This is a genomic window from Microbacterium sp. A94 (assembly GCF_051842855.1).
In the GTDB taxonomy this organism is placed as follows: Bacteria; Actinomycetota; Actinomycetes; order Actinomycetales; family Microbacteriaceae; genus Microbacterium.
Genome location: NZ_JBPXMU010000006.1, coordinates 19,734 through 42,624, shown reverse-complemented (window position 1 = coordinate 42,624; position 22,891 = coordinate 19,734). Strand labels below are relative to the sequence as shown.

The following is a 22,891-nucleotide window of genomic DNA, read 5'->3' as shown; positions in this document are numbered from 1 at the left end:
CCATCCGTGTGGCGCTTGTCATGGCTACAGTACGTAGCTATGATGGCTAATGTCAATAGCCATGGAGGTTCGGATGCCGGCACCGGAACGCACGTCCTATCCAGCGATCGTCGCAGCGGGTCGAGAGATCCTCGAAGAGAGCGGCCTGGCCGGCCTGACGATGCAGGCCGTCGCCACGCGCGTCGGGGTGCGCGCACCGTCGCTCTACAAGCGGGTGAAGGATCGTGATGCATTGGTCACCGCGGTCGCGGAGGCCGTGGTGGACGAGCTCACCGTACGCCTAGAGAATGCGGGCGATGACCTCGCATCCCTCGCGCTGGTCTATCGCGCGCACGCCTACGCCTTTCCGGAGGGGTTCCGCCTGATGTTCACGGCATCCGCCCCGCTGGCCTCACTCGATCGGGCTGCCGCCCCTGTCATCCGCGCCGCATCCGCCCTCGTCGGCGAGGCTGAAGCCCTCGATGCCGCCCGTCTCTTCACCGCCTGGGCCACCGGCTTCCTGCAGATGGAGCTGTCCGGAGCGTTCCGCCTCGGTGGCGACGTGAATCAGGCATTCGACTATGGCCTGCGCAGCATCATCGCGGGCCTACGGCGCCCGTCCGGGGCATCCTGACCGTCACGCCTGTCGGAGGTTGTTACACCTGACGGAGGTTTCTGCCGAATTCCTCCTGCATCTGAAACAACCTCCGACGATTGCAACGCGCGGAAACCAGCCGTCGTCGACTGCCGAGCCCGTTTCCTGCCACACTGATCCGTGGAAGGGGTTCCATGACCACGCTCACGCACGCCGAGGCAGACGACGCCGCCAACTCGAAGAAGCCGCATCGACGGTGGTGGAAGACGAGGATCACTCTCGGAATCATCGTCGCCATCGCAGTGGTGGTGGCGATCGTCGGGGCGATCACTCCCTGGCCGTCCGCCATGGTCATCCGTGCTGTCTTCACGCAGGGCGGCGACGCCACCGCTGCCGAGATGGAAAAATACGTCCCGGACACGAAGCTCACGGAGACTCTCGACGTCTCCTACGGCACGGACGGCGTCGATACGACGATGGACGTCTTCACACCGGCATCCGCCACCGGCCCCCTGCCGACCATCGTCTGGATCCACGGCGGCGCCTGGATTTCCGGGTCCAAGGAGAACGTCGCCCCGTACATGCGCATCCTCGCCGCCGAGGGGTACACGACCATCGCCGTGAACTACACGCTCGGGCCCGAGGGTGTCTATCCGACGGCCGTGCACCAGGTGAACGAGGCTCTCGGATACATCAACGACCACGCCGATGAGCTGAACGTCGATGCATCCCAGATCGTCCTCGCTGGCGACTCCGCGGGCAGCCAACTGGCCAGCCAGATGGCGACGCTCGTCACGAGCGAGGACTATGCCGAGATCATGGGCATCACCCCCGCACTGAAGGCCAATCAGGTCGTCGCGACCGTGTTGAACTGCGGGGTCTACGACCTCGCAGCCCTCGCCGCCCTCGACGGCGTCGTCGGCTGGGGGCTGAAGTCCTCGATGTGGGCGTACGCCGGCAAGAAGACCTGGGCAGAGGGATCCACCGGGGCGACGATGTCGACCGTGAACTGGGTCACCGAGGACTTCCCGACCACCTACATCTCCGGCGGTAACGGCGATGCGCTCACCTGGCTGCAGTCGATTCCGATGGCGCAGCGCCTGGATGAGCTCGGGGTCAACGTGACGACCCTGTTCTGGCCAGCACCCCACGAGCCCGCTCTTCCGCACGAGTACCAGTTCCACCTGGACATGCCCGACGCCCAAACCGCCCTCCAAAAAACCCTCGCCTTCCTGGCTGCCCACACCACCCCCTAACCCCCTAATCCCGCTTGCGAGTGGCCAATTGTGGCTCGATTTTCGCGAAATTCGGAGCCACAACTGAACACTCGGAAGATGGGAGGATGGGAGGAATTGGCGTAACGTTCAAAGCATCATGGGCAATGAAAACGAACGGGCGTTGGAAGACAGCATCGTCACAGACCTGAGCGGACGGATGACCTACGGGTCATATCTGGGGTTGGACACGCTGCTCGCCGCGCAGCAACCGGTCAGCAGACCTGAGCACCACGACGAGATGCTGTTCATCATTCAGCATCAGACGACCGAGCTGTGGCTGAAGCAGCTGCTGCACGAGCTGTCCTCCGCGCGCGATCTACTGGCCAGCGATGATCTGCGCGAGGCGCTCAAACGGGTCGCGCGCGTCAAGCGCATCCAGGACGTCATGACCCAGCAGTGGTCGGTGCTGGCCACCCTCACCCCCACCGAGTACGCGCAGTTCCGCGGCGCGCTGGGAAACTCGTCCGGCTTCCAGTCGGTGCAGTACCGCGCGGTCGAGTTCGCCCTCGGCAACAAGAACGAGCGGATGCTGCAGGTCTTCCGCGACCATCCGGCCAACCTGGCAATGCTGACGACCGAGTTCGAACGGCCGACGCTGTACGACGAGTTTCTGCGTTACGCCTCCCGCCGGGGCATCCCGATCCCCGTCGAGATCCTCGAGCGCGATGTGCGCGATCCGTACCGTCCGCACGAGTCGCTCGTGCCCGCCATCCGGGAGATCTATGAGAACCCGCAGACGCACTGGGACCTCTACGAAGCGTGCGAAGATCTCGTCGATCTGGAGGACAACTTCCAGTTCTGGCGTTTCCGCCATCTGAAGACGGTCACCCGCACGATCGGGATGAAGCCCGGCACGGGCGGGTCGAGCGGGGTCGGATTCCTGCAGCGCGCCCTGGAGCTGACCTTCTTCCCCGAGCTGTACACGGTGCGCACCACGATCGGCGCGTGATGAAGGCGGTCAGGTACTTCGACGGGCAGGCCCTGCGCGAAGGAACGCTGACGATGGATGCCGGGAACATCACTCTGCACCCCGCCGCCGCACTGCCCGGCACACCGCGACTCGACGGCATCATCACGGGCCGGTTCACCGATCATCACGTGCATCTGCAGCTCATCGATCCGCGCCCACTCGCTTCGAGCAGGCTAGGCCGAGTCATCGACCTGGGCGCGAACATCGACGTCGTGCGCGAGCTGTCCAGCGGACCCGACCTCCACGGCGTGCAGTGCGCATACGCCGGGCCTTTCCTCACCGCGGTCGGCGGCTATCCGGCCGATCGGGACTGGGCTCCGGAGGGTGCGGTTCACCAGGTGCAGGATGCCACGGATGCCGCCGCCGTGATCGGCGCACTGGCCACAGCGGGCGCGAGCTGGATCAAGGTCGTCGGCAACAGCGACGCGGGTCCGGTGCTGGATGATGAGCTGTTCCGCGCAGTGGTTCACGAAGCCGCCGCGCACAACCTTCCTGTTGTGGCGCATGCCGAGGGCGCCGGTCAGGCGCAGCGCGTCGCACGCCTGGGCGCATCCCGCCTCGCGCACGCGCCGTTCTCCGAGCGGCTCACCGATGCAGAGATCGCCACGCAGGCGGCATCCGTCTCGTGGATCTCGACGATGGCGATCCACTCCGACTCGGCATACGCCGACGTCGTCGACAACGTCCGTCGATTCGCCGCGGCTGGTGGCGAGATCATCTACGGCAGCGATATGGGCAACGGCCCCACTCCCGTCGATCTGCGGGATGCCGAGATCGAGGCTCTGCACGAAGCGGGTGTCGACGGACTTGCCCTGCTGACAGCGCTCGCACCGCTCGACCCATTCGCTGACGCCCCTCTCCTGCTTCTGCCGGCGAACGCCGATCCGCGTCTCGCCCGCCCGCTCACCTCAGCCGACCTGGAGGCTTGATATGACCGATCTCCTCGCCGAAGCCCGGGATCTTGACGCCCGCGATCCGCTCACGCGTCATCTCGACGCATTCATCGAAGCACCCGGTGTCACGGCATATTTGGATGGCAATTCGCTCGGCCGGCCGTTGCGCGAGACGCCCGAGCGCATCGCGCGGTTCATCCGTGACGACTGGGGCACGCGGCTCATCCGGTCCTGGGACGAGCAGTGGATGGACCTTCCCACCGAACTCGGCGACCGAATCGGCCGGATCTGCCTCGGCGCCGCGGCCGACCAGACCGTCGTCGCCGATTCGACCACGGTGCTGCTGTACAAGCTCATGCGGGCAGGGGTCGCAGCACGCCCCGATCGCGGTGAGATCCTGATCGAAGAGGGCAACTTTCCCACCGACCGTTTCATCGCCGAGGGGGTTGCCGCGGAGCGCGGGCTTACGCTGCGCTGGCTGGCAGTCGACCCCGTGCACGGGGTGCAGGTCGCGGATGTCGCCGCAGCGGTCACCGATCAGACCGCGCTGGTCGTGCTCAGCCATGTCGATTACCGCTCCGGTGCGCTGGCCGACATGGCGGCGATCACGGATGCCGTGCACGCAGCGGGCGCGCTGATGCTGTGGGATCTGTGCCACTCGGTCGGAGCCGTCGAGGTCGATCTCGATGCCTGCGATGTCGACCTGGCGGTCGGTTGCACCTACAAGTATCTGAACGGCGGTCCGGGCTCTCCCGCCTTCGCCTATGTCAACGCACGCCATCACGGCACGCTGCGCCAGCCCATCCAGGGGTGGATGGGCGCGGGTGACGTCTTCGCGATGGGATCCGCGTATGCGCCGGCTGCCGGCATCCGTCAGTTCATCAGCGGCACGCCTCCCGTGCTCGGGATGCTGGCCATGCAGGGAATGCTCGATCTGATCGAGGAGGCGGGGATGGATGCTGTCCGCATGAAGTCCGTCTCACTCACTGACCTCGCCGTTCGCGCTGTCGATGAGGAGCTCGCTCCCCTCGGCGTGCGGCTGCTGAGCCCGCGGGATGCCGCACTGCGCGGTGGACATGTGACGATCGGGCATGAGCGGTCGGCCGAGGTGACCCAGGCGCTGTGGGCCGACGGGGTCATCCCCGACTTCCGGTTCCCCGATGGCATCCGGCTCGGACTGTCACCGCTGAGCACCTCGCACGTCGAAACGGTGACCGGCGTGCTGGCGGTGCGCGACCAGCTGCTGTGACCGGGTGACGACGCCCGCGATCTAAGCTGGGAGCGATGACTACCGACGACGCCTCCGGCAGCTGCGGCCCCGGCTGCACCTGCGGCGCCCCTGCCCGTGACCAGTTTTTGACGCTTGGGGCGACGGTGTCGGCATCCGCGGCCACGCACTCGGGCGGACAGCATCCGATCGAGCAAGTCGCCATCCCCGCAGGCACGTTCCTGATGGGCGATTCCTCCGGCGACCGTAACCCGGGTGATGGGGAGACGCCGCTACATGAGGTGACGCTCCCGGCTTTCTCGATCGACGCGACCACGGTCACCAATGACGCCTTCGCGGCGTTCGTCGAATCGACCGGCTATCTGACCGAAGCTGAGACTTTCGGTTTCTCAGCGGTGTTCCACCTGGCTCTGGCGGCGCAGCCGGACGATGTCCTCGGACAGCCTCCCGGAACGCCGTGGTGGCTGGGCGTGCGCGGCGCCGACTGGGCGCATCCGGGTGGGGCTGACTCGAACATCGACGGACTCGGCGATCACCCGGTCGTGCACGTGAGCTGGAACGACGCGGTCGCTTACTGCGAGTGGGCAGGACGACGTCTGCCCACCGAAGCCGAGTGGGAATATGCCTCGCGCGGCGGGCTGGCTGCGAAGAAGTATCCCTGGGGCGACGATGAGGTGGATGCCGGCGGCTGGCGCGCGAACATCTTCCAGGGCTCGTTCCCCCGAGAGAACACCCTCGAGGACGGATTCCTCACCACGGCTCCGGTGCGTACCTTCGAGCCGAATGGCTACGGCGTCTGGCAGACCGTGGGCAACGTGTGGGAGTGGTGTTCGGACTGGTACGACCCGGGCTTCTACGCCGCGTCACCGGCGTCGTCTCCCACCGGTCCCGCGGCGGGGCAGCAGCGTCTCCTGCGCGGCGGCAGCTACCTGTGCCACATCTCGTACTGCAACCGCTACCGCAACTCCGCCCGCTCGCAGAACACCCCGGACTCATCGATGGGGAACGCGGGCTTTCGAACCGTGGCGCTCGGCTGAGCGCCACGGTTTCGGCTCATTCTGCCGCGATCAAGCGCTGCCAGTCCTGGGCCGACAGTCCTGTCGGCACTTCAGAGAACTCGATCACGGCATCCACCATCGACCCGGTGTAGCGCGCGGGGCGCTCATACAGCGAGGAGACCGGCGATGGATAGTTGTAGCCGACCTGCACCGACAAGCACCCGAGTCCTGCCGGCATCAGAGCCGGGAACACCGCCGATGCCACTTCGACACCGTCGCCGCTGATCGTCGCACGTGCCCCGTCGTCGCTTCTGGTGAGAGCGATCGAGACCTCGGCCGTGCCTGGCGCCAGCGCGTACGGTGTCCGGAGCAGGCTGTGATCTCCGGCCCTGTTCAGATCGAACACCAGGTGCCCATCCTCCATGAAGAATGAGAAGCCCGCGGCGCGGCGTCCATAGCTCACCAGTACGCCACTCTCGGTTCCAGCGAAGCCGTCCAGACGCACAGTGATGCTGAACTCCCGATCGCCGAATCCTGGCGCGGCCGATCCGTTGGGCAGCCTGCTGCCCGGAAGCAGCCGGTACCGTGCGCGTTCCCGGCCGGTGTCACGCGAAAGCACCCGTGTCTGCATCCGATCATCGAGCGGAAGCACACGATTTCGCTCCGCCTCCGACCACCAGACTTCCTCGAGTTCGCGGACAAGCGCCGGATGCTCGGCAGCGACGTCGACGGTCTCGTTGAAGTCGCTCTCCAGTGCGTACAGTTCCCAGCGATCGCCGTCGTAATCGTCGCCGGGTTCATGGACGGCGACGGCCTTGAAACCGTCCTTCACAATGCCCCGGTATCCCGCGGTCTCGAAGTACTGCGTCGCGCGTTTGCCGACCGCATCCGATTCGGCGAGCGCATAGCCGAGCGAGATGCCATCGAAAGGCTCCACGCGCGCACCACGGTGATACTGCGGAGCATCCACGCCGACGGCCTGGAGGATCGTCGGAACGAGATCTGTAACGTGGTGGAACTGGCGTCGCACCTGATCGGAGTCAGCGACATTGCCCGGCCAGTGCACGATGAGCGGCGCCCTGACACCCCCACCATAGGTGTATTTCTTGTACATCTTCAGCGGAGTGTTTCCCGCTTGCGCCCAGCCGGACGGGTAATGGTTGTGCGTCAGCGGGCTACCGAGCTCATCGATTCTGGCCAGGGTGTCCTCGAATCGGTCTTCGAGTCCAAGGAAATAGCGGTACTCGTTCGCCGAGCCGTGTGTACCGCCCTCGCCGCTTGCGCCATTGTCAGACAGCAGCACGATGAGCGTGTTCTCATGAACGCCCTGTTCCCGAAGGAAGTCGATGAGCCGTCCGATCTGCTCATCGGTGTACTCCATGAACGCGGCGAACACCTCCTGCATACGGGCATACAGACGCTTCTCATCAGCGGTCAGTACATCCCAGCGGCGAACGCCGGGGTTCGCTTCGGGCAACTCTGTGCCCGCTGGCACGATCCCTCGTTCGATCTGCTTCTGCAGGATGCGCGCGCGTTCCTCATCCCACCCGTGATCGAACGCGCCGCGGTAACGCTCGATGTACTCCGCGGGCGCCTGATGCGGGGCATGACCTGCTCCGAACGCCAGATGCAGATAGAAGGGACGCTCGGGGGCGGCGCTGATGTGATCGGCGAGATACCGCTGCGACCGGTTTACCAGGTCAGCGCTCACGTGATAGTCCGGGTCGTCGGGCAGAGGTGCGTAGTGCTGGTCTTCCCACATCTCCGGGGCCCATTGGTCCTCTTCCCCGCCGAGGAAACCGTAGTACCGGTCGAAGCCGCGCCCGGTCGGCCACTGCTCGAAGGGACCCGCCTGGGTGAGCTGCGAGGGCGGAGTCAGATGCCATTTCCCGACCGCGTAGGTGGCATACCCTTCCTCGCGGAGGATCTCCGGCAGCATCGGTACCTCTCGATCGACGGCGCCCCGATAGCCCGGAAAACCGCTGTCGAAATCGGCAAGGAACCCCACGCCGACGGCATGATGGTTGCGTCCGGTGAGCAGTGACGCCCGCGTCGGCGAGCAGAGGGCCGCGACGTGGAAATTCGCGAAGCGTGCCCCCTGCTCGGCAAGAGAGTCAATGCTCGGAGTCGCGATCGATGACCCGTAACAGCCCAGCTGACCGAACCCCACGTCGTCGAGCACGATCGTGATCACATTCGGCGAGCCCGTTCGTGCAGCTCGCGGCTGCTCCCACGCGGGAGTCGACTCCGCGACCGTGCGTCCGATACTGCCGCGGAATCTTGACGTGGCACTGGGGGGAATGGTCATTGCTGGTAGGTTCCTGTCTTTGGTATCGGATCGCGTGTTCGCTCAGTCGGCTGCGGTCGCGCCGTCGCGCGCCGACTTCAGCAGAGTGAGCCCCTGCTCCAGGAGCTCATCGACCGGCGGGGCCTGTGGATATACACCGGCGTTCACGAAGAACTCCGCACTGTCGTTGAGCGCCTTGCTCGTCTCCCCCGACTCGATCGATTCGATCGCGTCGTCCAGGCCGTACCAGGTGCGCGCAGTGACTTCCCATTCCGCCTGCTCCTCGCTACCGGTGATGGCGTAGGTCTCGTAGTAGTCGAGCATGTACGAAACCGCCTCTTCATGATTCGCCATGATGAAGTCGCTGGCCCGGGTGGTGGCGCGAAGGAAGGCGGCAGCAGCCTCCGGCTGCTCTTCGAGGAACTTCGGCGTAACAACCATCGGCGCGGTCACCGCGACGCCGGCGTCCTCCGCATTGCACACCTGCACGTACGTGTCAGGATCTTCGAGGAGTGGCCAGGCGGGTGTCACCCAGCTGTTCGCGACCTCAACCTGACCTGAGGCAATGGCCTGAACCACAGCTCCGCCGTCGAGCGGAACCATCTCGACGTCAGCCGCATCGACGCCGAGCCACTCCGCACACCCACGCATGACCTGCTCTGCGAGTGAGTTCTGGGAGGTTGCCACGGGATGGGTGCGAAGCACCTCTTCGGGTGAGGACCCCTCCAACACGTCGGCGGTCATCAGCATCATGTGGTTGGTGTCTTCGCGGATCATGAGCCCGGCGGGGATGAGTCCGAACGTGTTCGCCCCGGTCAGCGCGGGCGGTGCGCCCAGCCAGCCTGCCTGCCATTCGTTCGCTGCTCCGGCAGCGAGCGAAGCCGGTCCGCTGGCATAGTTCTCGACGGTGACGGCGAGCCCTTCGTCCTCGAAGAAGCCTTCCTGCTCGGCGATGAAGAACGGCAGACCCGCGCCGTTCGGCTGCGAGGTCAAGGTGATCTCGGTCGGTCCTCCATCACCATCGCCATCAGCGTTGGAGGCCGGAGAGCATCCGGTCAGTGCGAGCAGCGCGACGGTGGTCGCGCCGAGTGCCACAGCAGCCGGGCGGGAAAAGTGCGACGACATGTTCATTCTCCTTCGAATTGGGATTTCAGGGACGGCGGTGCCGGTGTTGCTCAGTTGCCGTGCAGGTGTTGCCAGATGCGTTCACGGAGCTCGTTGAACTCCGGATCGCTCATCGCGCTCTCGATCGAACGCGACTTCCATGGGCTGGCCGGATCGACGCGATATTCGTGAGCGATTCGCCCGGGCCGCGCCGACATGACGATGATTCGATCACCGAGGTAGATCGCTTCCTCCACGCTGTGCGTGACGAAGAGGATGGTGGAGCTGATGCGGGCGCGCAACTTCGCCATCTCGTCCTGCATGCGTGTGCGCGTCTGTGCGTCAAGCGCTCCGAACGGCTCGTCCATGAAGAGCAAGGGCGGGTCGAGAACGAGCGCGCGAGCGATCGCCACGCGCTGCTGCATGCCGCCCGAGAGCTCGCTGGGGTAGGCGGATTCGAAGCCGCCCAGCTTCATATTCTCAATCTGCTCGGCGACCGGGGCTGAGCGATCGGCCTTCGGCACACCGCGACATTTCAGTCCGAAGCCGATGTTCTGCTCGACGGTCATGTTCGGGAACAGCGCGAACTGCTGGAAAACGACGCTGCGATCGGGTCCTGGCTCTCCCGCGGGTCGGCCATCGACGCGAATGTCGCCATCTGTCGGCGTCTCCAGGCCGCTTGCGATCATCAGTAGCGTGGACTTCCCACACCCGGATGGTCCGACGATCGTGACGAACTCGCCCTCGAGGACATCGAGATCCGTTGGCGACAACGCCTCGATCTCGCCGCGTTTGGTGCGGAACCGCTTGGCGACGGCGCGCAGTGAGAGCTTCGCTTCTTCTGTCGGTCGTTCGGTCATCGTCGTACCGTTCCTCTCCTGGCTCCGGTCATTGCTGCTCGTCATTGCTCTTCCTCCAAGGTGTTGCGCGGCGGCTGATGACGTTTACGATCCAATCGATCAGCGAACCGGTGATGCCGATGGCGATCATGCCGGCCATAACGACCTGCACATCTCCGTTCTCTTGCCCCTGAATGATCAGGAAGCCGACACCCTGCGTGCCGCCGATCATCTCGGCGGCGACGACCGCCATCCAGCCATTGCTGACGGCGACGCGGATGCCGGTGAACACCGATGGCAGAGCGACGGGGCTGAGAACCTGCGTGATCAGTCGGAAGCGTCCGGCACCGAGGTTGATGCCGGCGCGGGGCAGCCTCGGGTCGACGTTCACGATGCCGACTTGAGTGCTGATGACGACCGCAGGAAACGCTGCGACGAAGACGATGAACGAAGCGCTCGTCTGGCCCGACCCCATCCACAGGATCGCGAGAGGGATCCACGCGAACGGCGGGATGTAGCGCAGGAATTCGAACATCGGGGCGAAGGCTTCACGGACCCAGCGGATTGCGCCGAAGGCGATTCCCACCGGAACTCCGATGAGCACAGCGAACAGGAATCCTGAACCCCACCGCGTCAGCGAAGAGAGCACATGCCCTGGCAACGTGAGGCCGGCAAGCGGATCGACCGTCAGCAGAACGATGGTCTGCACGACGGCGATCGGACCGGGAACGATTGCGGGGCCTGTGATGAGGCTGGCAACGTGCCAGATCACAACGAAGAGCGCGAGCGAGATGGCCACCCATATCGGGGGCACCGCCGTGCTGGATCGATTCGGTTTGGTGAGTGGATTCAGAATCGCACGCGTTGTCGTCAGAGCGGTCATGTCACACCTTCAGTTCTTCGCCCACGGGGCGATGATCTTCGACAGTCGAATCATCAGCAACGAGAACAGGATGCCCAAGGCACCGATCACAGCCATCGACGCCAGCATGGTCGGGGTGTCCAGCGCCCGCGAGGAGTTCAGCGCAAGGAAACCGAGTCCAGAGGTCGCAGCGAGCAGCTCAGCTGCTATCAGAGCTGTCCAGGCATTGCCCAGCGCGATCCGCGCTCCGGCCAGCAGCGTCGGCAGACCTGCAGGAAGCACGACGCTGGTCAGTGTGCGTCGCCGGGCACCCAGTGTGCGGGCCGCCCGCAGTAGCAGCGGATCGATCGAACGCACGGCGTCCATCGAGTTCACGGTCCAGGGGACGACCGCGGCGATGAAGACGATGAAGATGCGCGCGCTGTCGTCGATCCCCAGCCACACGAGCGCAATCGGGATCCACGCGATCGGTGAGATTGAGCGCAGCGCCTGGAAGACGGGGAACGTCAGGTTGCGGATGATGGGCGACCAGCTGATGCCCACACCGAGGACGACGCCGATGAGCCCGGCAAGGAGCCAGCCGCCGAGCACGATCTGAACACTTGACCAGGCATGGCCCCAGATCGTCGCACCGAGGTAGGGCGTCGAGCTGAGCGTGACGATCCGGCTGAACACTGTCTCGGGGCTGGGCAGGGACAGCGGCGAAATCAGCTTCAGCTGCGTCGTGGCCATATGCCAGATGAGAATCGCGATCACGACCGCGATCCCGCCGATCAGCACGCGTCGCGCCATGCTGTTCGGCTGAGACAGCGCGCCCATGTGCTTCGCGCCAGTGCTTCTGTTGACCATCGCTGCTCCTTCCGTCTTCGTCGATTCGGATGACATTGACGATGAAACCACACATAACTTGCCGTCGGCAAGTTATTCTTGAGAAAATCTCGGAACAGAGTGTGGAGCACGACATAATGACGGCTATGAACTTCGCATCGCAAACAGGCATCCGACACTCGGACCGCGTGGTGCGGCCTGCCGAGATGCGTGCCGTGAACGCATCCACGATCATGCGCCTCCTGATCGAGGGCGGACCGCTCTCCCGGGCTGAGATCGCAGCGACGCTCAGGCTGTCCCAGGGCGCGGTAACCCGCATCGTCGCAGATCTCACCGATCAGGGACTCCTCGTCGATGGCGAGCCGGTGAGCACCTCGGCTCGTGGCCGACCGCGTGTTCCGGTCGGTATCGTGCCGGACTCACGCGTCAGCATCGGCGTGCACATCGGCGTGCAGTTCGTACACGCCGCGCTCACCGACCTCCTCGGAAGGGCTGTCGTCAGTCGACGTGTGGCGCACGACGGCACAGTCGACGACGTCGTCGACCTCTGCGCTGTGCTGATCAACGAACTGCGCAGCCTCGCTACGGCCCCACTCCTGGGCGTCGGCGTGATCTCTGGCGGTTGGGTCGAACCGTCAACCGGCATCCTGCACAGGCACGAACTTCTGGGCTGGAGCGACGTGCCGTTGCGCACGCGCCTGGAACAGCGCACCGAAACGAGTATCCTCGTCGAGACCAGCACCCGAGCCCACGCGATGGCTGACATTCTCCATGGCAACGCCAACGGACACGCGGACTTCGCCCACGTGTTCGTCGGGCACGTGGTCGAAGCCTCGTTCGCGGTCGGCGGGCGAGTACATTCGGGCCCGCGCGGCCTCGGCGGCGCACTCGGCAATTGGACCCTCGAAGACAGCAATGGCAACGCGCGCAGCGCAGTCGATCTTGTCGGCGATGGAGCGGTGATCGCTCAGACGCTCAAGGCGGGACTTGTCCCGCCAGGGGCCACGTTCGACGACGTACTTGCTGTGGCCGGCGGAACGACGAAAAACGCCGCGCCGGTCACGGCAATCCTGCATGAACGCGCCCGCCGAGTCGGCACGCTCACTGCGGCACTGAGCGATCTCGTCGGTGTAAGCCTGGTGATCTTCAGCAGCGGTGTGGCCTCGTTGCCGTCGTCGATCGATCACATCCGAGCAGGCCTGCGCGATGCCCATCCCGATCAGCCGATGCCAGAGATCCGTACGGAAACGAACCAGGCGGAAACGCTCACGCGAGCAGCATCCACCCTCGTCCTCACGACTGTGCTCTAGCCGCCCTGCGTCAGCCGACTACAGCGCGCAGGAACGCCCGCACGTTTTCGCCGAGCTTCACGATCCGGGCGTCTCGCGCCCCCTCGCGGTCGAAGCCCTCGTACGCGAGCGACGGCAACAGGCGCACATTGTGCGAGCACCCGAACTCGGCGCAGACCAGCGTGCCGACGGCATCGCCCTTACGGCCGGCTGCGCCCGCCTTGCGAGCGGAGTACAGCTGCACGTCGTTGCGGAGCATCACGTCCTCGCACCACGAGCACTGAGTACGAGCGATCACACGCTGCTCGGCCCGCTGCAGCAGGGCACCGGTGAGCACGCCGTCGACCTCGGTGACGACATAGGCGCGTCGAACGAACTTCGCATCGGACCAGCCGAGGAAGTCGAGTCGGTCGAAGTCGATCTGCTCGAAGGATGGCGGCAGCGTGAGGGATGAGACCTCTTTGCGAGAGGCGTTAATGAAGGATGCGCGGATCTCGCGCTCGTCGATGGGACGCATGAGTGGAGGTGCTTTCTGAGGTGGGTTTCGGCCGGCATCCGTTCGATGGATGCCGCGTATGACGAATCACCGGCGACGGGAGTTCCGTCTCCGGCTGATGGTCAGCCCCTGCCGCCGGCGCGCAACGCGCCTGCGACCACCTTCCGCGCCCGCGGGGCGCTCACTGTGAACAGCACCCGGCGAGTTTACTCTTCGTTCCGGGTGCTGTCACTGCCCTGAGCACTCAGCGAACGAGCGGCGCGATCTCGTAGCGGTGCGGCGTACCGAAACGGTGCGCCGAGATCGACACGGCCTGTTCCCGCAGGAACGGCAGCAGTTCGATCCGCCCAGCCGACAGAACCGGCCCGGTGTACACCGCAACTGCGGGCGAGCCACCGGTGTGAGCTGTAACGGATGCCGCAGCCGCTCCCACGAGCCTGATGCGCCCGCCGTCCGCAGCCAGACGTGCGGCACGCGCACCCCAGGATGCCTCGTCCTCAACAGCAACGCCGACGCTGGACTTCGACAGCCACGAAGCGACAGTTGCCGGAAGCGCCACCGCCGTGCTGACGCTCAGGCGCGACCCTGTGCGGATACCGGCGGCGATCACACGAATCGCTTCGGCGGCATTGGCCTGCTCGAGACGGATCGTGACCGGCACGACGTCGTAGCGCAGCGCGTTGTGCTCGGTGACCAGGCCGGTCGCGTCGCGCACGGCGCCGAACTCGTCGCGCCAGGCGGCAACATCGGTCGATAGCGCCCCCTGCAGCCAGGCGGCATCGGCGTCAGCATCCGCAGCCTTCAGCGCCGCGAGCGCAGCACGCGAGAGAGCATCCGTCGGAGCGTCCGCCGCCACCGGGGCATCCTCCCAATCAGACAGTCCGATCAGGTAGCTCGGGCCACCGGCCTTGGTTCCCGCGCCGACGGCGGCCTTCTTCCACCCACCGAACGGCTGACGCTGCACGATCGCACCTGTGATGCCCCGGTTCACGTACAGGTTTCCTGCCTGCACGGATGCAAGCCACTGTGCGACCTCATCCTCGTCGAGCGAGTGCAGCCCCGAGGTGAGCCCGTAGTCGATCGCGTTGACCATCGCCGTGGCCTCATCAAGGGTCTTGGCGGTCATGATGCCCAGCACCGGGCCGAAGTACTCGGTCAGGTGGAAGGGCGAGCCCGCGACGACACCCTCACGGATGCCCGGACGCCACATCTTGCCATCCTGATCAAGCTTCTCGGGCTCGATGACCCACTTCTCACCCGGCTCGAGCGTGGTGAGCGCGTGCAGCAGCTTTCCTTCTGCCGGGCCGATGAGCGGTCCGATGCGGCTGGGCCCCTCCCACGGCTGACCGACCTGGTACGAGCCGACCGCGTCGATCAGCTGGCGGCGGAACCGCTCACTGCGCGCGACCGATCCGACCAGGATCACCAGCGATGCAGCCGAGCACTTCTGCCCGGCGTGACCGAATGCGGAGTACGCGACATCCTTGGCCGCGAGGTCGAGATCCGCGTGCGGAGTCACGATGATCGCGTTCTTCCCGCTCGTCTCGGCGAGCAGCGGCAGGTCGGGGCGGAAACTGCGGAACAGCTCGGCCGTCTCGTAACCACCGGTCAGGATCACGCGCTCCACGGCGGGGGCGCTGATCAACTGCTGGCCGAGCTCCCGACCGTCCAACTGCACGTACTGCAGCGCATCGCGCGGAACACCCGCCTCCCACAGCGCCTCGATCATGACCGCACCGGAACGGCGAGCCTGACGGGCCGGCTTGATGATCACCGGGGAACCGGCGGCGAGCGCTGCCATGGTCGAGCCGGCGGGAATCGCGACCGGGAAGTTCCACGGCGGTGTGACCACCGCGAGGCCGACCGGCTTGTGCGTCGCGCCTTCGATGCTCGCGGCACGCTTGGCGCTCTCCGCGTAGTAGTGGGCGAAGTCGATGGCCTCGGAGACCTCGGGATCCCCCTGTTCGAGCACCTTGCCGCACTCGGATCCCATAACTTCGAGCAGGTCGCCACGACGAGCTTCGAGGATGTCACCCGCGCGGTGCAGAATCTCGGCGCGGCCGGCGGCACCGAGCGCGCGCCAGGCTTCGCCGGCCGCGGTCGCGGTGGCGATCACCTGATCGAGCGATGCGGAATCCGACAGTGTGTGCGTGCGCACCGTCTCGTTACCGAGTTCGGACGCTTCCATGCGCGAGCGGATGCTGTCACCCCAGGCGCGGTTCGCCGCCAGGCTCGGGTCGGTGTCCGGGGCGTTCGTGAACCCTTCGACCGCTGAAGGTACGGCGTCGGCACCCCGGTTCTGCGTGCGGTTCGGTGCTGGCACCTCTTCGGGCATCGAGGCGATCGAGGCGAGGAATCGGTCGCGCTCTCGGGCGAACAGCGCCGGCTCGTCGTCGAGCTCAAACACGGCCGACATGAAGTTCTCGGTGGATGCCCCCTCCTCCAGACGCCGGATCAGATAGGCGATCGCCACATCGAACTCGGTCGGGTGCACGACCGGCGTGTACAGCAGCAGCGATCCGACGGTGCGTCGAACGACCGTCGCCTGCGCGGTCGCCATGCCCAGCAGCATCTCGAACTCGATGCCATCGGCAGCCTTGCGCTGATTCGCCAGCAGCCAGGCCAGGGCGATGTCGAACAGGTTGTGTCCGGCGATGCCGATGCGCACGTTCTTTACATGCTCCGGACGCAGTGCGTAATCGAGCACGGCCTTGTACGAGGCATCCGATGCCTCTTTGCTGTGCCAGGTCGCCAGCGGCCAGCCGTGGGTTTCAGCATCCACCTGCTCCATCGGCAGGTTCGCGCCCTTCACGACGCGCACCTTGATGGGAGCACCGCCGGCGGCCACGCGAGCAGCCGACCACTCCTGCAGGCGGATCATCGCGCCCAGGGCATCGGGCAGGTAGGCCTGCAGGACGATGCCGGCCTCGAGCGAGCGGAATTCTTCCCGATCGAGGATCGCGGTGAACACGGCGATCGTGAGATCGAGGTCCTTGTACTCCTCCATGTCGAGGTTGATGAACTTCTTCGAACGCGTCGAGCCGGTACCGGTCGCACCGTTGGCGAGGCGGAACAGCGGCACAAGCGCGTCGGCGGCGTGCGCCACAGCCTCATCGAACGCCCACGGCGTGTGCGGGGCGACGGTGGAGGACACCTTGATCGACACGTAGTCGACGTCATCGCGCCGCAGCAGGCGCTCGGTTCCGGCGAGACGGCGGTCGGCCTCCTCTTCGCCGAGGATCGCCTCCCCGAGCAGGTTGATGTTCAGGTGCACGCCCTCGTCGGCGCGGATGCGACTGATCGCCTTGCCGAGTTTGGCGTCGGTGGCGTCGACGATGAGGTGGCGGACCATGCCGCGCAGCACCCGACGACTGATCGGCACGACGATGCCGGGGAATGCCGGAGCCAGCGCCCCACCCAGGCGGATGAGACCGCGCAGCGGCAGCGGGAGGAAGCGGGGCGTGAGCGGCACGATCTCGCGCAGATTGTGGGCGGCGACCGTGAGGTCCTCGGGGCGCACGACACCGTCGACGAATCCGACGGTGAAGTCGAGGCCGTTCGGGTCGCTGAGCACACCGGCGAGCCGCTGGGCGGCCGTGTCGCTGGGGACTTCCCGGCTCTCGATGAGCCACTGCTGCACGAGCGCGACGGCGTCGTCGGCGAGAGCGGCGAGATCGTTGGTTTCGGCCAGTGCCGGAGACGACTGGGGCATCAGATTTCCTCACTCGAGAGCGGCAGCGCCGCAGTTTCCTCGTTTCAGTGTGCGGCCACACCACCTCTCGAGAAAAGCGCACGTTTACGATAGTGATTGTTCGCTTTTATCGAATGATTGCGAGGCCCTCTGTGTTTGAACTGCGACGACTGCGTCTGTTGCACGAGCTTGCCCTGCGCGGCACCATCTCCGACGTGGCCACGGCGCTGGCCTACAGCCCATCGACGGTGTCGCAGCAGCTTGCCCAACTCGAGCGCGAGGCGGGAGTATCACTGCTCGAACCCGACGGTAGGCGTCTGCGGCTCACGGCGCAAGGGCGTCTGCTCGCAGCACACGCTGCCCGCGCACTCGAGATGGACGAATCCGCTCGCGCGGAACTGTCATCGTCGGAGAACTTCCCCCAGCGGGTGCGGATCGCCGTGATGCCCACTGCTGCCGAGGCCCTCGTGCCGCCCGCACTGACGCTGCTCGCCGAGCGGATGCCAGAACTGCGGGTGTCGATGGTGGAGATGGCGCCGGAGGAAGGACTGTTCGAGCTGCAGGCGCGCACCTTCGACCTGGTCGTCGCCGAACAGTACTCCGGGTACACGCGTGAGCTGCGGGACGGAGTCGATCGCACACTGCTCGGCACGGACCCGGTGCGGCTGGCGGTGCCGCCAGGCTCCTCGGCTACCTCGCTGTCAGAGCTGAGCGAGCATGCCTGGGCCATGGAACCGCACGGTGCGGCAGTACGCCAGTGGGCCGTGCAGCAGTGCCGCACGGCCGGGTTCGAACCCGACGTCCGCTTCGAAGCGACTGATCTCATCGCCCATGCGCGGCTGGTTGCCGCCGGCCATGCCGCCGCAATGCTGCCGGATCTGGTGTGGACGGGCGATCGCGCATCGGTGCGGCTGCTGGATCTTCCCGGATTACCCGTGCGCGAGATCTTCGCAGCGACCCGGTCCTCTTCACGCGACAATGCCGCAGTGTCCGCGGTGCTGGCGGCGCTGGCCGAGGCACTTGCCGCTCACACTCCCGTGTGAGCGGCAAGCAGGCGTAGGCTCACAGCGTGCCGACATTCTCCGCACTTCAGCGTCTCGTCATCACGATCGCCGTGCTGGCATCCTTCGTGACGTTCCTCGACGGCACGGTCGTCACCGTCGCGCTCCCGGCGATCAGCGATGAGCTCGGCGGCGGAATCACGACGCAACAGTGGGTCGTGGATGCTTACCTCATCACCCTCAGCGCACTGATTCTGCTGGCGGGTTCGTTGTCCGACGCCTACGGTCGCGTGCGCATCATGCGCATCGGTCTCATCGCGTTCGGCATCGCCTCCATCGCCGTTGCCGCAGCACCCGAACCTCTCACGCTCATCATCGCCCGCGCCCTGCAGGGGGCCGCCGGCGCGCTGCTCGTGCCCAGCTCACTCGCCCTGATCATGGCGACCATGCGCGGCGAGCTGCAATCGCGCGCGATCGGAGTGTGGACCGCGTTCACCACCGGCGCCCAGCTCGCCGGCCCGCTGCTCGGCGGCCTGTTCGTCGATCTGCTCTCCTGGCGTTTCGTCTTCCTCATCAACGTCATCCCGATCGGCATCACGCTCGTCCTGCTCGCCCGCCTGCAGCTGCCCGATCATCCGCGCGATATCCGCGTGGACTGGTGGAGCGGGATGCTGTGTGCGGTCGGCCTCGGCGCCGTGGTGTTCGCGCTCATCGAGCAACCCAACCTCGGGTGGGCGTCACCGGCGATCTGGATTCCCGGAGCCGTCGGGGTCGTCCTGTTCGCCGTGTTCCTCCTGCGTCAACGCCGCTCCGCGGCTCCGCTGATGCCGCTGACGCTGTTCCGGGCCCGCAACTTCGCCTGGGGTAACCTCGCCACCCTGTTCATCTATGCCGCGCTCTCGCTCAACGGCTTCGTAGTCGGCGTCTACCTGCAGGAGGGCGCTGGGCTCAGCGCGACAGCCGCGGGTCTGGCCAGCCTGCCGATCACAATCCTGATGATCCTGCTCAGCTCGCAGGCCGGAGCCTGGGCGGGAAAGCTCGGACCCCGGCTGTTCATGACGATCGGCCCGCTGCTGATGGCTGCTGGAGCACTGCTTCTGCTCACCGTCACTGAGGACTTCAGCTACTGGTGGCAGGTGCTGCCCGCCATGATCGTCATGGGTCTCGGACTCTCCTTGACTGTCGCTCCGCTGACCTCTGCGGTGCTCGGAGCGATCGATGAGCACCACTCCGGAATAGCATCCGCCGTCAACAACGCCATCTCCCGTGTCGCCGGGCTCATCGTGGTCGCGATGCTCTCCACGATCGTCGGCGGAGCACTGGATCTGGGCGGATTCCACAACGCGGCCTGGGTGACGGCCGCGCTGATGACCGCCGGCGGGATGCTGTCATTCATCGGTATTCGCCGAGCACCAGCCGTTCCCTTGGAGCCGACGGCGTAAGAACCTCGTCCAGAAAGGCGATGAGAGCGGCACCGGCATCCATCAGCGGCCCGTCGTTGACGATCTCGAGATCGACCGGCTCACCAGGTGCCGGATCGGCACGGTTGAGCCGAGCAAGCGCTTCGGCCGAGTTCTCCCGGCCCCGCGCGAGAATCCGCGCGCGGCGCACCTCATCCGGAACCGTCACGCGCACGGCGCGAACGTGCGGAAACTTCGCCGTGAGTTCGGCCAGCGCCGTTCGCGAAATGTTGACGACGGCGGTGGCGCCTGCGTGCACCGCCTGCGAAACGGATGCCGGGATGCCATAGCGCAGCCCATGCGCCTCCCACCGCAGCACGAAAGCACCCGCACGCTCCAGCGCTGCGAACTCATCCGCGGAGACCGGCGCGTGATCCTCGCCTTCACCGGCGGGCCGCGTGATGACCCGCTGCGGAAAGATCACCGCGCCCTCGCCGGCGAAGTGGTCACGGGCGCAGTCGATCACCGCATCCTTGCCGGCGCCGCTGGGTCCGACCACCGCGACGAACACTCCGGTCATGCCACTCGCATCCCTTCACGCCAGACCCCGCGCACAACCGGCACCGGCGCCCCGGAGGGGTGGTGCGGGGTCTGCGCGATTTCGTGCACGCGAACCCGGACGAGATCCGCACGCCGACCCACCTCGATGACGCCGCGGTCGTTCAAGCCGATCGCGCGCGCCGGGTTCGCACTCACCAGCGCGGACCCCTGCGGCACAGTCACCTCTCCGCTCGCGACCAGCGCGAACACCGCCTGCAGCGGGCTCGACGGCACATAATCGCTGGAGAGGATGTCGAGCAGTCCGTGACGCAGTAGCTCGGCGGCCGCGACATTGCCGGAGTGCGAACCGCCGCGCACGATGTTCGGCGCCCCCATCACGACGAGCTGGCCCGCTTCTCGCGCCGCCCGGGCCGCTTCGACCGTCGTCGGAAACTCGGAGATCCGCACGCCGAGATCGGATGACTCGGCGACATGAGCCAGCGTCGCATCATCGTGCGCTGCCATCGTGATGCCGCGCGCCCTCGCCCGACGCGCCATCTCGCCCCGGTGCGTGTCCGCGTAGGCGGCGCTGCGCTCATGCAGAGTCGCGACGTGCGCGGTGAACTGCTCGTCCGAGAAGCTGTGCTTGCCGACCATGTAGGTGCGGAACGATTCGACATCGGCATACTGACGCTGGCCCGGCGTGTGATCCATGAGCGACACGAGCCGCACCCGGTCGTCGTTGCCGATCCGCTCGAAGACGTCGACGACATCTGGCGTCGAGACCTCGCATCGCAGGTGCACCAGGTGATCCGCGCGCAGGAGCCCGGCATCGGCCGCGTGCACGATGGCGGCGACCAGGGTGTCGGCCTGGGCCGCCAGACCGGATTCATCCGGCCCCGCGCCGATGCGCAGCGCATCGAGCACCGTCGTCATTCCGGATGCCGCCATCTGAGCGTCATGCGCGATCACCGCCGGGATCGGATCCCAGAACCGCTTCGGTCGCGGCTGGAAGTGCCCCTCCACCTGGTCGGTGTGCAACTCGACCAGCCCGGGCATTAGGTAGTCGCCGTCCATGTCTTCACCGGGTCCGTCGGTGCCTGTGAGGGCTCCATCCAGCGAGCTGTCGACGGGCACGATGTCGACGATTATGCCGTCGATCATTCGTACGGATCCGTGGATGACGTCGTCTTCGAGGACGATTCTCGCGTTGCGGAGAATGGTGTCGTTGGTCATGCGATCTCCTGGAAGGGGTGGATCGAGTGGATGCCGAATGGCGCTCCACGGTCAGGTTCGATGAACACGGCGAGCGCCGTGAGCGGGATGTCAGCACCGGCGAACGCGGCGAAGTGTCCGGCGATCGCGTGATCGACGGCGGCCGCATCGGCCGCATCCAGCGCATCGGTCAGGGTCAGATGAACACGGAACTCGTCGAGGGCGAACGGATAGCCGACCTCCTCGAGGATCTCGCACTGCCGCGGAGTCAGCCGCTCCGGTCGGCGCCGGGCGATGTCATCCGCCGTGAGCGGTGCCCGGTACGGTTCGAATGCTCGCACGATGTCCTGGGCCAGAGCATCCACCTCTGCGGTGTCGCCGGTCGGTACGAGCGCGCGGAACGACCCGATCGTCAGAGGCTGCACGGCCGGCAGCACCACGGGGTGCCGGCCGGCAGCGAACGCCGACACCGCGTCCTCAAGGTCAGCGATCGCGACACCGTCAGCGAGCGCGAAGGGCGCTTTGAAGGTGGCGTGGAAGCCGTAGCGGCGGGCATCCGCGGTGATTTCCGGATGCTGCGCATACCAGTCTTCGACGGCTGCTCGCAGCTGCACGGCAACGGTCGGCGCCCCAGGGTCAAGCCCGGGGACGCCGTACACCGCGTACCGTGTCACGCGGCGACCAGCTCGCGCACGGGGGTGAAAGCCGCGACATCGACGATCTCGTTCGCGACGGCATCGCGCACATCATGATCGTGGAAGATCGCGAGGATCCCGGTTCCGGCGGCCAACCGCTCGCGGATCATCTCGATCACGACGGCGCGGTTGCGAGCATCGAGCGATGCCGTGGGCTCATCGAGCAGCATGAGCCCCCGGGTGGTGGCGAACCCGCGCGCGATGTTCACCCGCTGCTGCTCGCCGCCGGAGAAAGTGGCCGGCGGCAGCTCCCACAGCCGCCGCGGGATGCTGAGCCGTTCCAGCAGCTCGCCGGCGCGCTCCCGTGCGGCATCCCGCGATAGGCCACTCTCCATGAGCGGCTCGGCGACGACGTCGAGGGCGGCTACCCGCGGCACGGCACGAAGGAACTGGCTCACGTATCCCATCGATTCACGGCGTACCGCGATGACCTCGCGCGGCGCTGCGGTCGCCAGGTCCACCTGGCCATCACGATGGCGGACAAGAATTCGGCCGCTGTCTGCGGCGTAGCTGCCGTAGACCATCTTCATGATGGTGCTCTTGCCTGCCCCGGATTCACCACCCAGCACGACGCACTGCCCGATCGGGACCTCGAAAGAGACGTTGTGCAGCACGGGCACCTGGGAGTCCTGCAGGTGCAGGGTGAAGGTCTTGGCGACCGTCTCCAAGCGGAGGACGGTGCCTGTGGCAGAGGTGTCAGTCAT

The 22,891-nt window shown here is 66.1% G+C and carries 20 protein-coding genes; 9 read left to right on the top strand and 11 right to left on the bottom strand.

The genetic code is table 11. The annotated features are described in order from the left end of the window. The first annotated feature begins 73 nt into the window (after positions 1-73). The 6 genes from ACSU1L_RS14485 to ACSU1L_RS14460 all read left to right on the top strand — a co-directional run bounded on the left by ACSU1L_RS14485 (position 74) and on the right by ACSU1L_RS14460 (position 5,979). Positions 74-613 (top strand): TetR/AcrR family transcriptional regulator, encoded by a 540-nt coding sequence (locus tag ACSU1L_RS14485; RefSeq protein WP_439256270.1) that lies wholly within the window; start codon positions 74-76, stop codon positions 611-613. 155 nt (positions 614-768) lie between these two features. Then, positions 769-1,830 carry an alpha/beta hydrolase gene (locus ACSU1L_RS14480; RefSeq protein WP_439256269.1) on the top strand — a complete coding sequence of 354 codons (1,062 nt, stop codon included), beginning with the start codon at positions 769-771 and terminating at the stop codon, positions 1,828-1,830. Positions 1,831-1,948: 118 nt separating this feature from the next. Then, the gene (locus tag ACSU1L_RS14475; protein ID WP_439256268.1) at positions 1,949-2,800 is read left to right on the top strand and encodes a tryptophan 2,3-dioxygenase; all 852 of its coding nucleotides are present in this window, start codon (positions 1,949-1,951) and stop codon (positions 2,798-2,800) included. Next, a complete protein-coding gene (locus ACSU1L_RS14470) occupies positions 2,797-3,750 on the top strand; it encodes a hydrolase (RefSeq protein WP_439256267.1) in 954 nt (317 codons plus the stop codon). The genes ACSU1L_RS14475 and ACSU1L_RS14470 overlap by 4 nt, the downstream gene beginning before the upstream one ends. 1 nt (position 3,751) lies before the next feature. After that, on the top strand, positions 3,752-4,963 hold the full coding sequence (locus tag ACSU1L_RS14465) for a kynureninase (RefSeq protein WP_439256266.1): 1,212 nt from the start codon (positions 3,752-3,754) through the stop codon (positions 4,961-4,963). Positions 4,964-4,998: 35 nt separating this feature from the next. Beyond that, positions 4,999-5,979, top strand: coding sequence for a formylglycine-generating enzyme family protein (locus tag ACSU1L_RS14460; protein ID WP_439256265.1), 981 nt, complete (start codon positions 4,999-5,001; stop codon positions 5,977-5,979). 16 nt (positions 5,980-5,995) lie between these two features. On the opposite strand, the gene ACSU1L_RS14455 is transcribed toward ACSU1L_RS14460, so the two are convergent. The 5 genes from ACSU1L_RS14455 to ACSU1L_RS14435 are packed head-to-tail and all read right to left on the bottom strand — an operon-like array spanning position 5,996 to position 11,881. After that, a complete protein-coding gene (locus tag ACSU1L_RS14455) occupies positions 5,996-8,248 on the bottom strand; it encodes an arylsulfatase (RefSeq protein WP_439256264.1) in 2,253 nt (750 codons plus the stop codon). Positions 8,249-8,290: 42 nt separating this feature from the next. Further along, on the bottom strand, positions 8,291-9,352 hold the full coding sequence (locus ACSU1L_RS14450; protein WP_439256263.1) for an ABC transporter substrate-binding protein: 1,062 nt from the start codon (positions 9,350-9,352) through the stop codon (positions 8,291-8,293). Positions 9,353-9,402: 50 nt separating this feature from the next. Beyond that, a complete protein-coding gene (locus tag ACSU1L_RS14445; RefSeq protein ID WP_438254188.1) occupies positions 9,403-10,191 on the bottom strand; it encodes an ABC transporter ATP-binding protein in 789 nt (262 codons plus the stop codon). A gap of 28 nt (positions 10,192-10,219) precedes the next feature. After that, positions 10,220-11,053: an ABC transporter permease gene (locus tag ACSU1L_RS14440; protein WP_439256261.1), complete on the bottom strand. Its 834-nt coding sequence runs from the start codon at positions 11,051-11,053 to the stop codon at positions 10,220-10,222. 9 nt (positions 11,054-11,062) lie between these two features. Next, positions 11,063-11,881: an ABC transporter permease gene (locus ACSU1L_RS14435; protein ID WP_438254184.1), complete on the bottom strand. Its 819-nt coding sequence runs from the start codon at positions 11,879-11,881 to the stop codon at positions 11,063-11,065. Between the two features lie 125 nt (positions 11,882-12,006). Between ACSU1L_RS14435 and ACSU1L_RS14430 the strand changes: the two genes are divergently transcribed. Continuing rightward, positions 12,007-13,170, top strand: a complete 1,164-nt coding sequence (locus ACSU1L_RS14430; protein ID WP_438254182.1) for an ROK family transcriptional regulator — start codon at positions 12,007-12,009, stop codon at positions 13,168-13,170. A gap of 10 nt (positions 13,171-13,180) precedes the next feature. On the opposite strand, the gene ACSU1L_RS14425 is transcribed toward ACSU1L_RS14430, so the two are convergent. Both ACSU1L_RS14425 and ACSU1L_RS14420 read right to left on the bottom strand, forming a co-directional pair. Beyond that, positions 13,181-13,666 (bottom strand): FBP domain-containing protein, encoded by a 486-nt coding sequence (locus ACSU1L_RS14425; RefSeq protein WP_439256260.1) that lies wholly within the window; start codon positions 13,664-13,666, stop codon positions 13,181-13,183. 223 nt (positions 13,667-13,889) lie between these two features. Beyond that, positions 13,890-17,357 carry a bifunctional proline dehydrogenase/L-glutamate gamma-semialdehyde dehydrogenase gene (locus ACSU1L_RS14420; protein ID WP_439256259.1) on the bottom strand — a complete coding sequence of 1,156 codons (3,468 nt, stop codon included), beginning with the start codon at positions 17,355-17,357 and terminating at the stop codon, positions 13,890-13,892. Between the two features lie 131 nt (positions 17,358-17,488). On the opposite strand from ACSU1L_RS14420, the gene ACSU1L_RS14415 reads away from it, so the two are divergent. After that, complete coding sequence (locus ACSU1L_RS14415) at positions 17,489-18,379, top strand: LysR family transcriptional regulator (protein ID WP_439256258.1); 891 nt, start codon at positions 17,489-17,491, stop codon at positions 18,377-18,379. Positions 18,380-18,405: 26 nt separating this feature from the next. Then, entirely contained in the window at positions 18,406-19,779 is a 1,374-nt protein-coding gene (locus ACSU1L_RS14410; protein WP_439256257.1) for an MFS transporter, read from the top strand. Here ACSU1L_RS14410 and phnN read toward each other — a convergent pair. Genes phnN through phnL form a run of 4 tightly spaced genes read right to left on the bottom strand, consistent with a single transcriptional unit; the run spans position 19,730 to position 22,891 of the window. Beyond that, entirely contained in the window at positions 19,730-20,317 is a 588-nt protein-coding gene (gene phnN, locus ACSU1L_RS14405; RefSeq protein ID WP_439256256.1) for a phosphonate metabolism protein/1,5-bisphosphokinase (PRPP-forming) PhnN, read from the bottom strand. The two genes, ACSU1L_RS14410 and phnN, sit on opposite strands and share 50 nt — an antisense overlap. After that, on the bottom strand, positions 20,314-21,513 hold the full coding sequence (locus ACSU1L_RS14400; RefSeq protein WP_439256255.1) for an alpha-D-ribose 1-methylphosphonate 5-triphosphate diphosphatase: 1,200 nt from the start codon (positions 21,511-21,513) through the stop codon (positions 20,314-20,316). Before ACSU1L_RS14400 ends, phnN begins: the two co-directional genes overlap by 4 nt. After that, positions 21,510-22,166 carry a DUF1045 domain-containing protein gene (locus tag ACSU1L_RS14395; protein WP_439256254.1) on the bottom strand — a complete coding sequence of 219 codons (657 nt, stop codon included), beginning with the start codon at positions 22,164-22,166 and terminating at the stop codon, positions 21,510-21,512. Before ACSU1L_RS14395 ends, ACSU1L_RS14400 begins: the two co-directional genes overlap by 4 nt. Continuing rightward, complete coding sequence (gene phnL / locus ACSU1L_RS14390) at positions 22,163-22,891, bottom strand: phosphonate C-P lyase system protein PhnL (protein ID WP_439256253.1); 729 nt, start codon at positions 22,889-22,891, stop codon at positions 22,163-22,165. Before phnL ends, ACSU1L_RS14395 begins: the two co-directional genes overlap by 4 nt.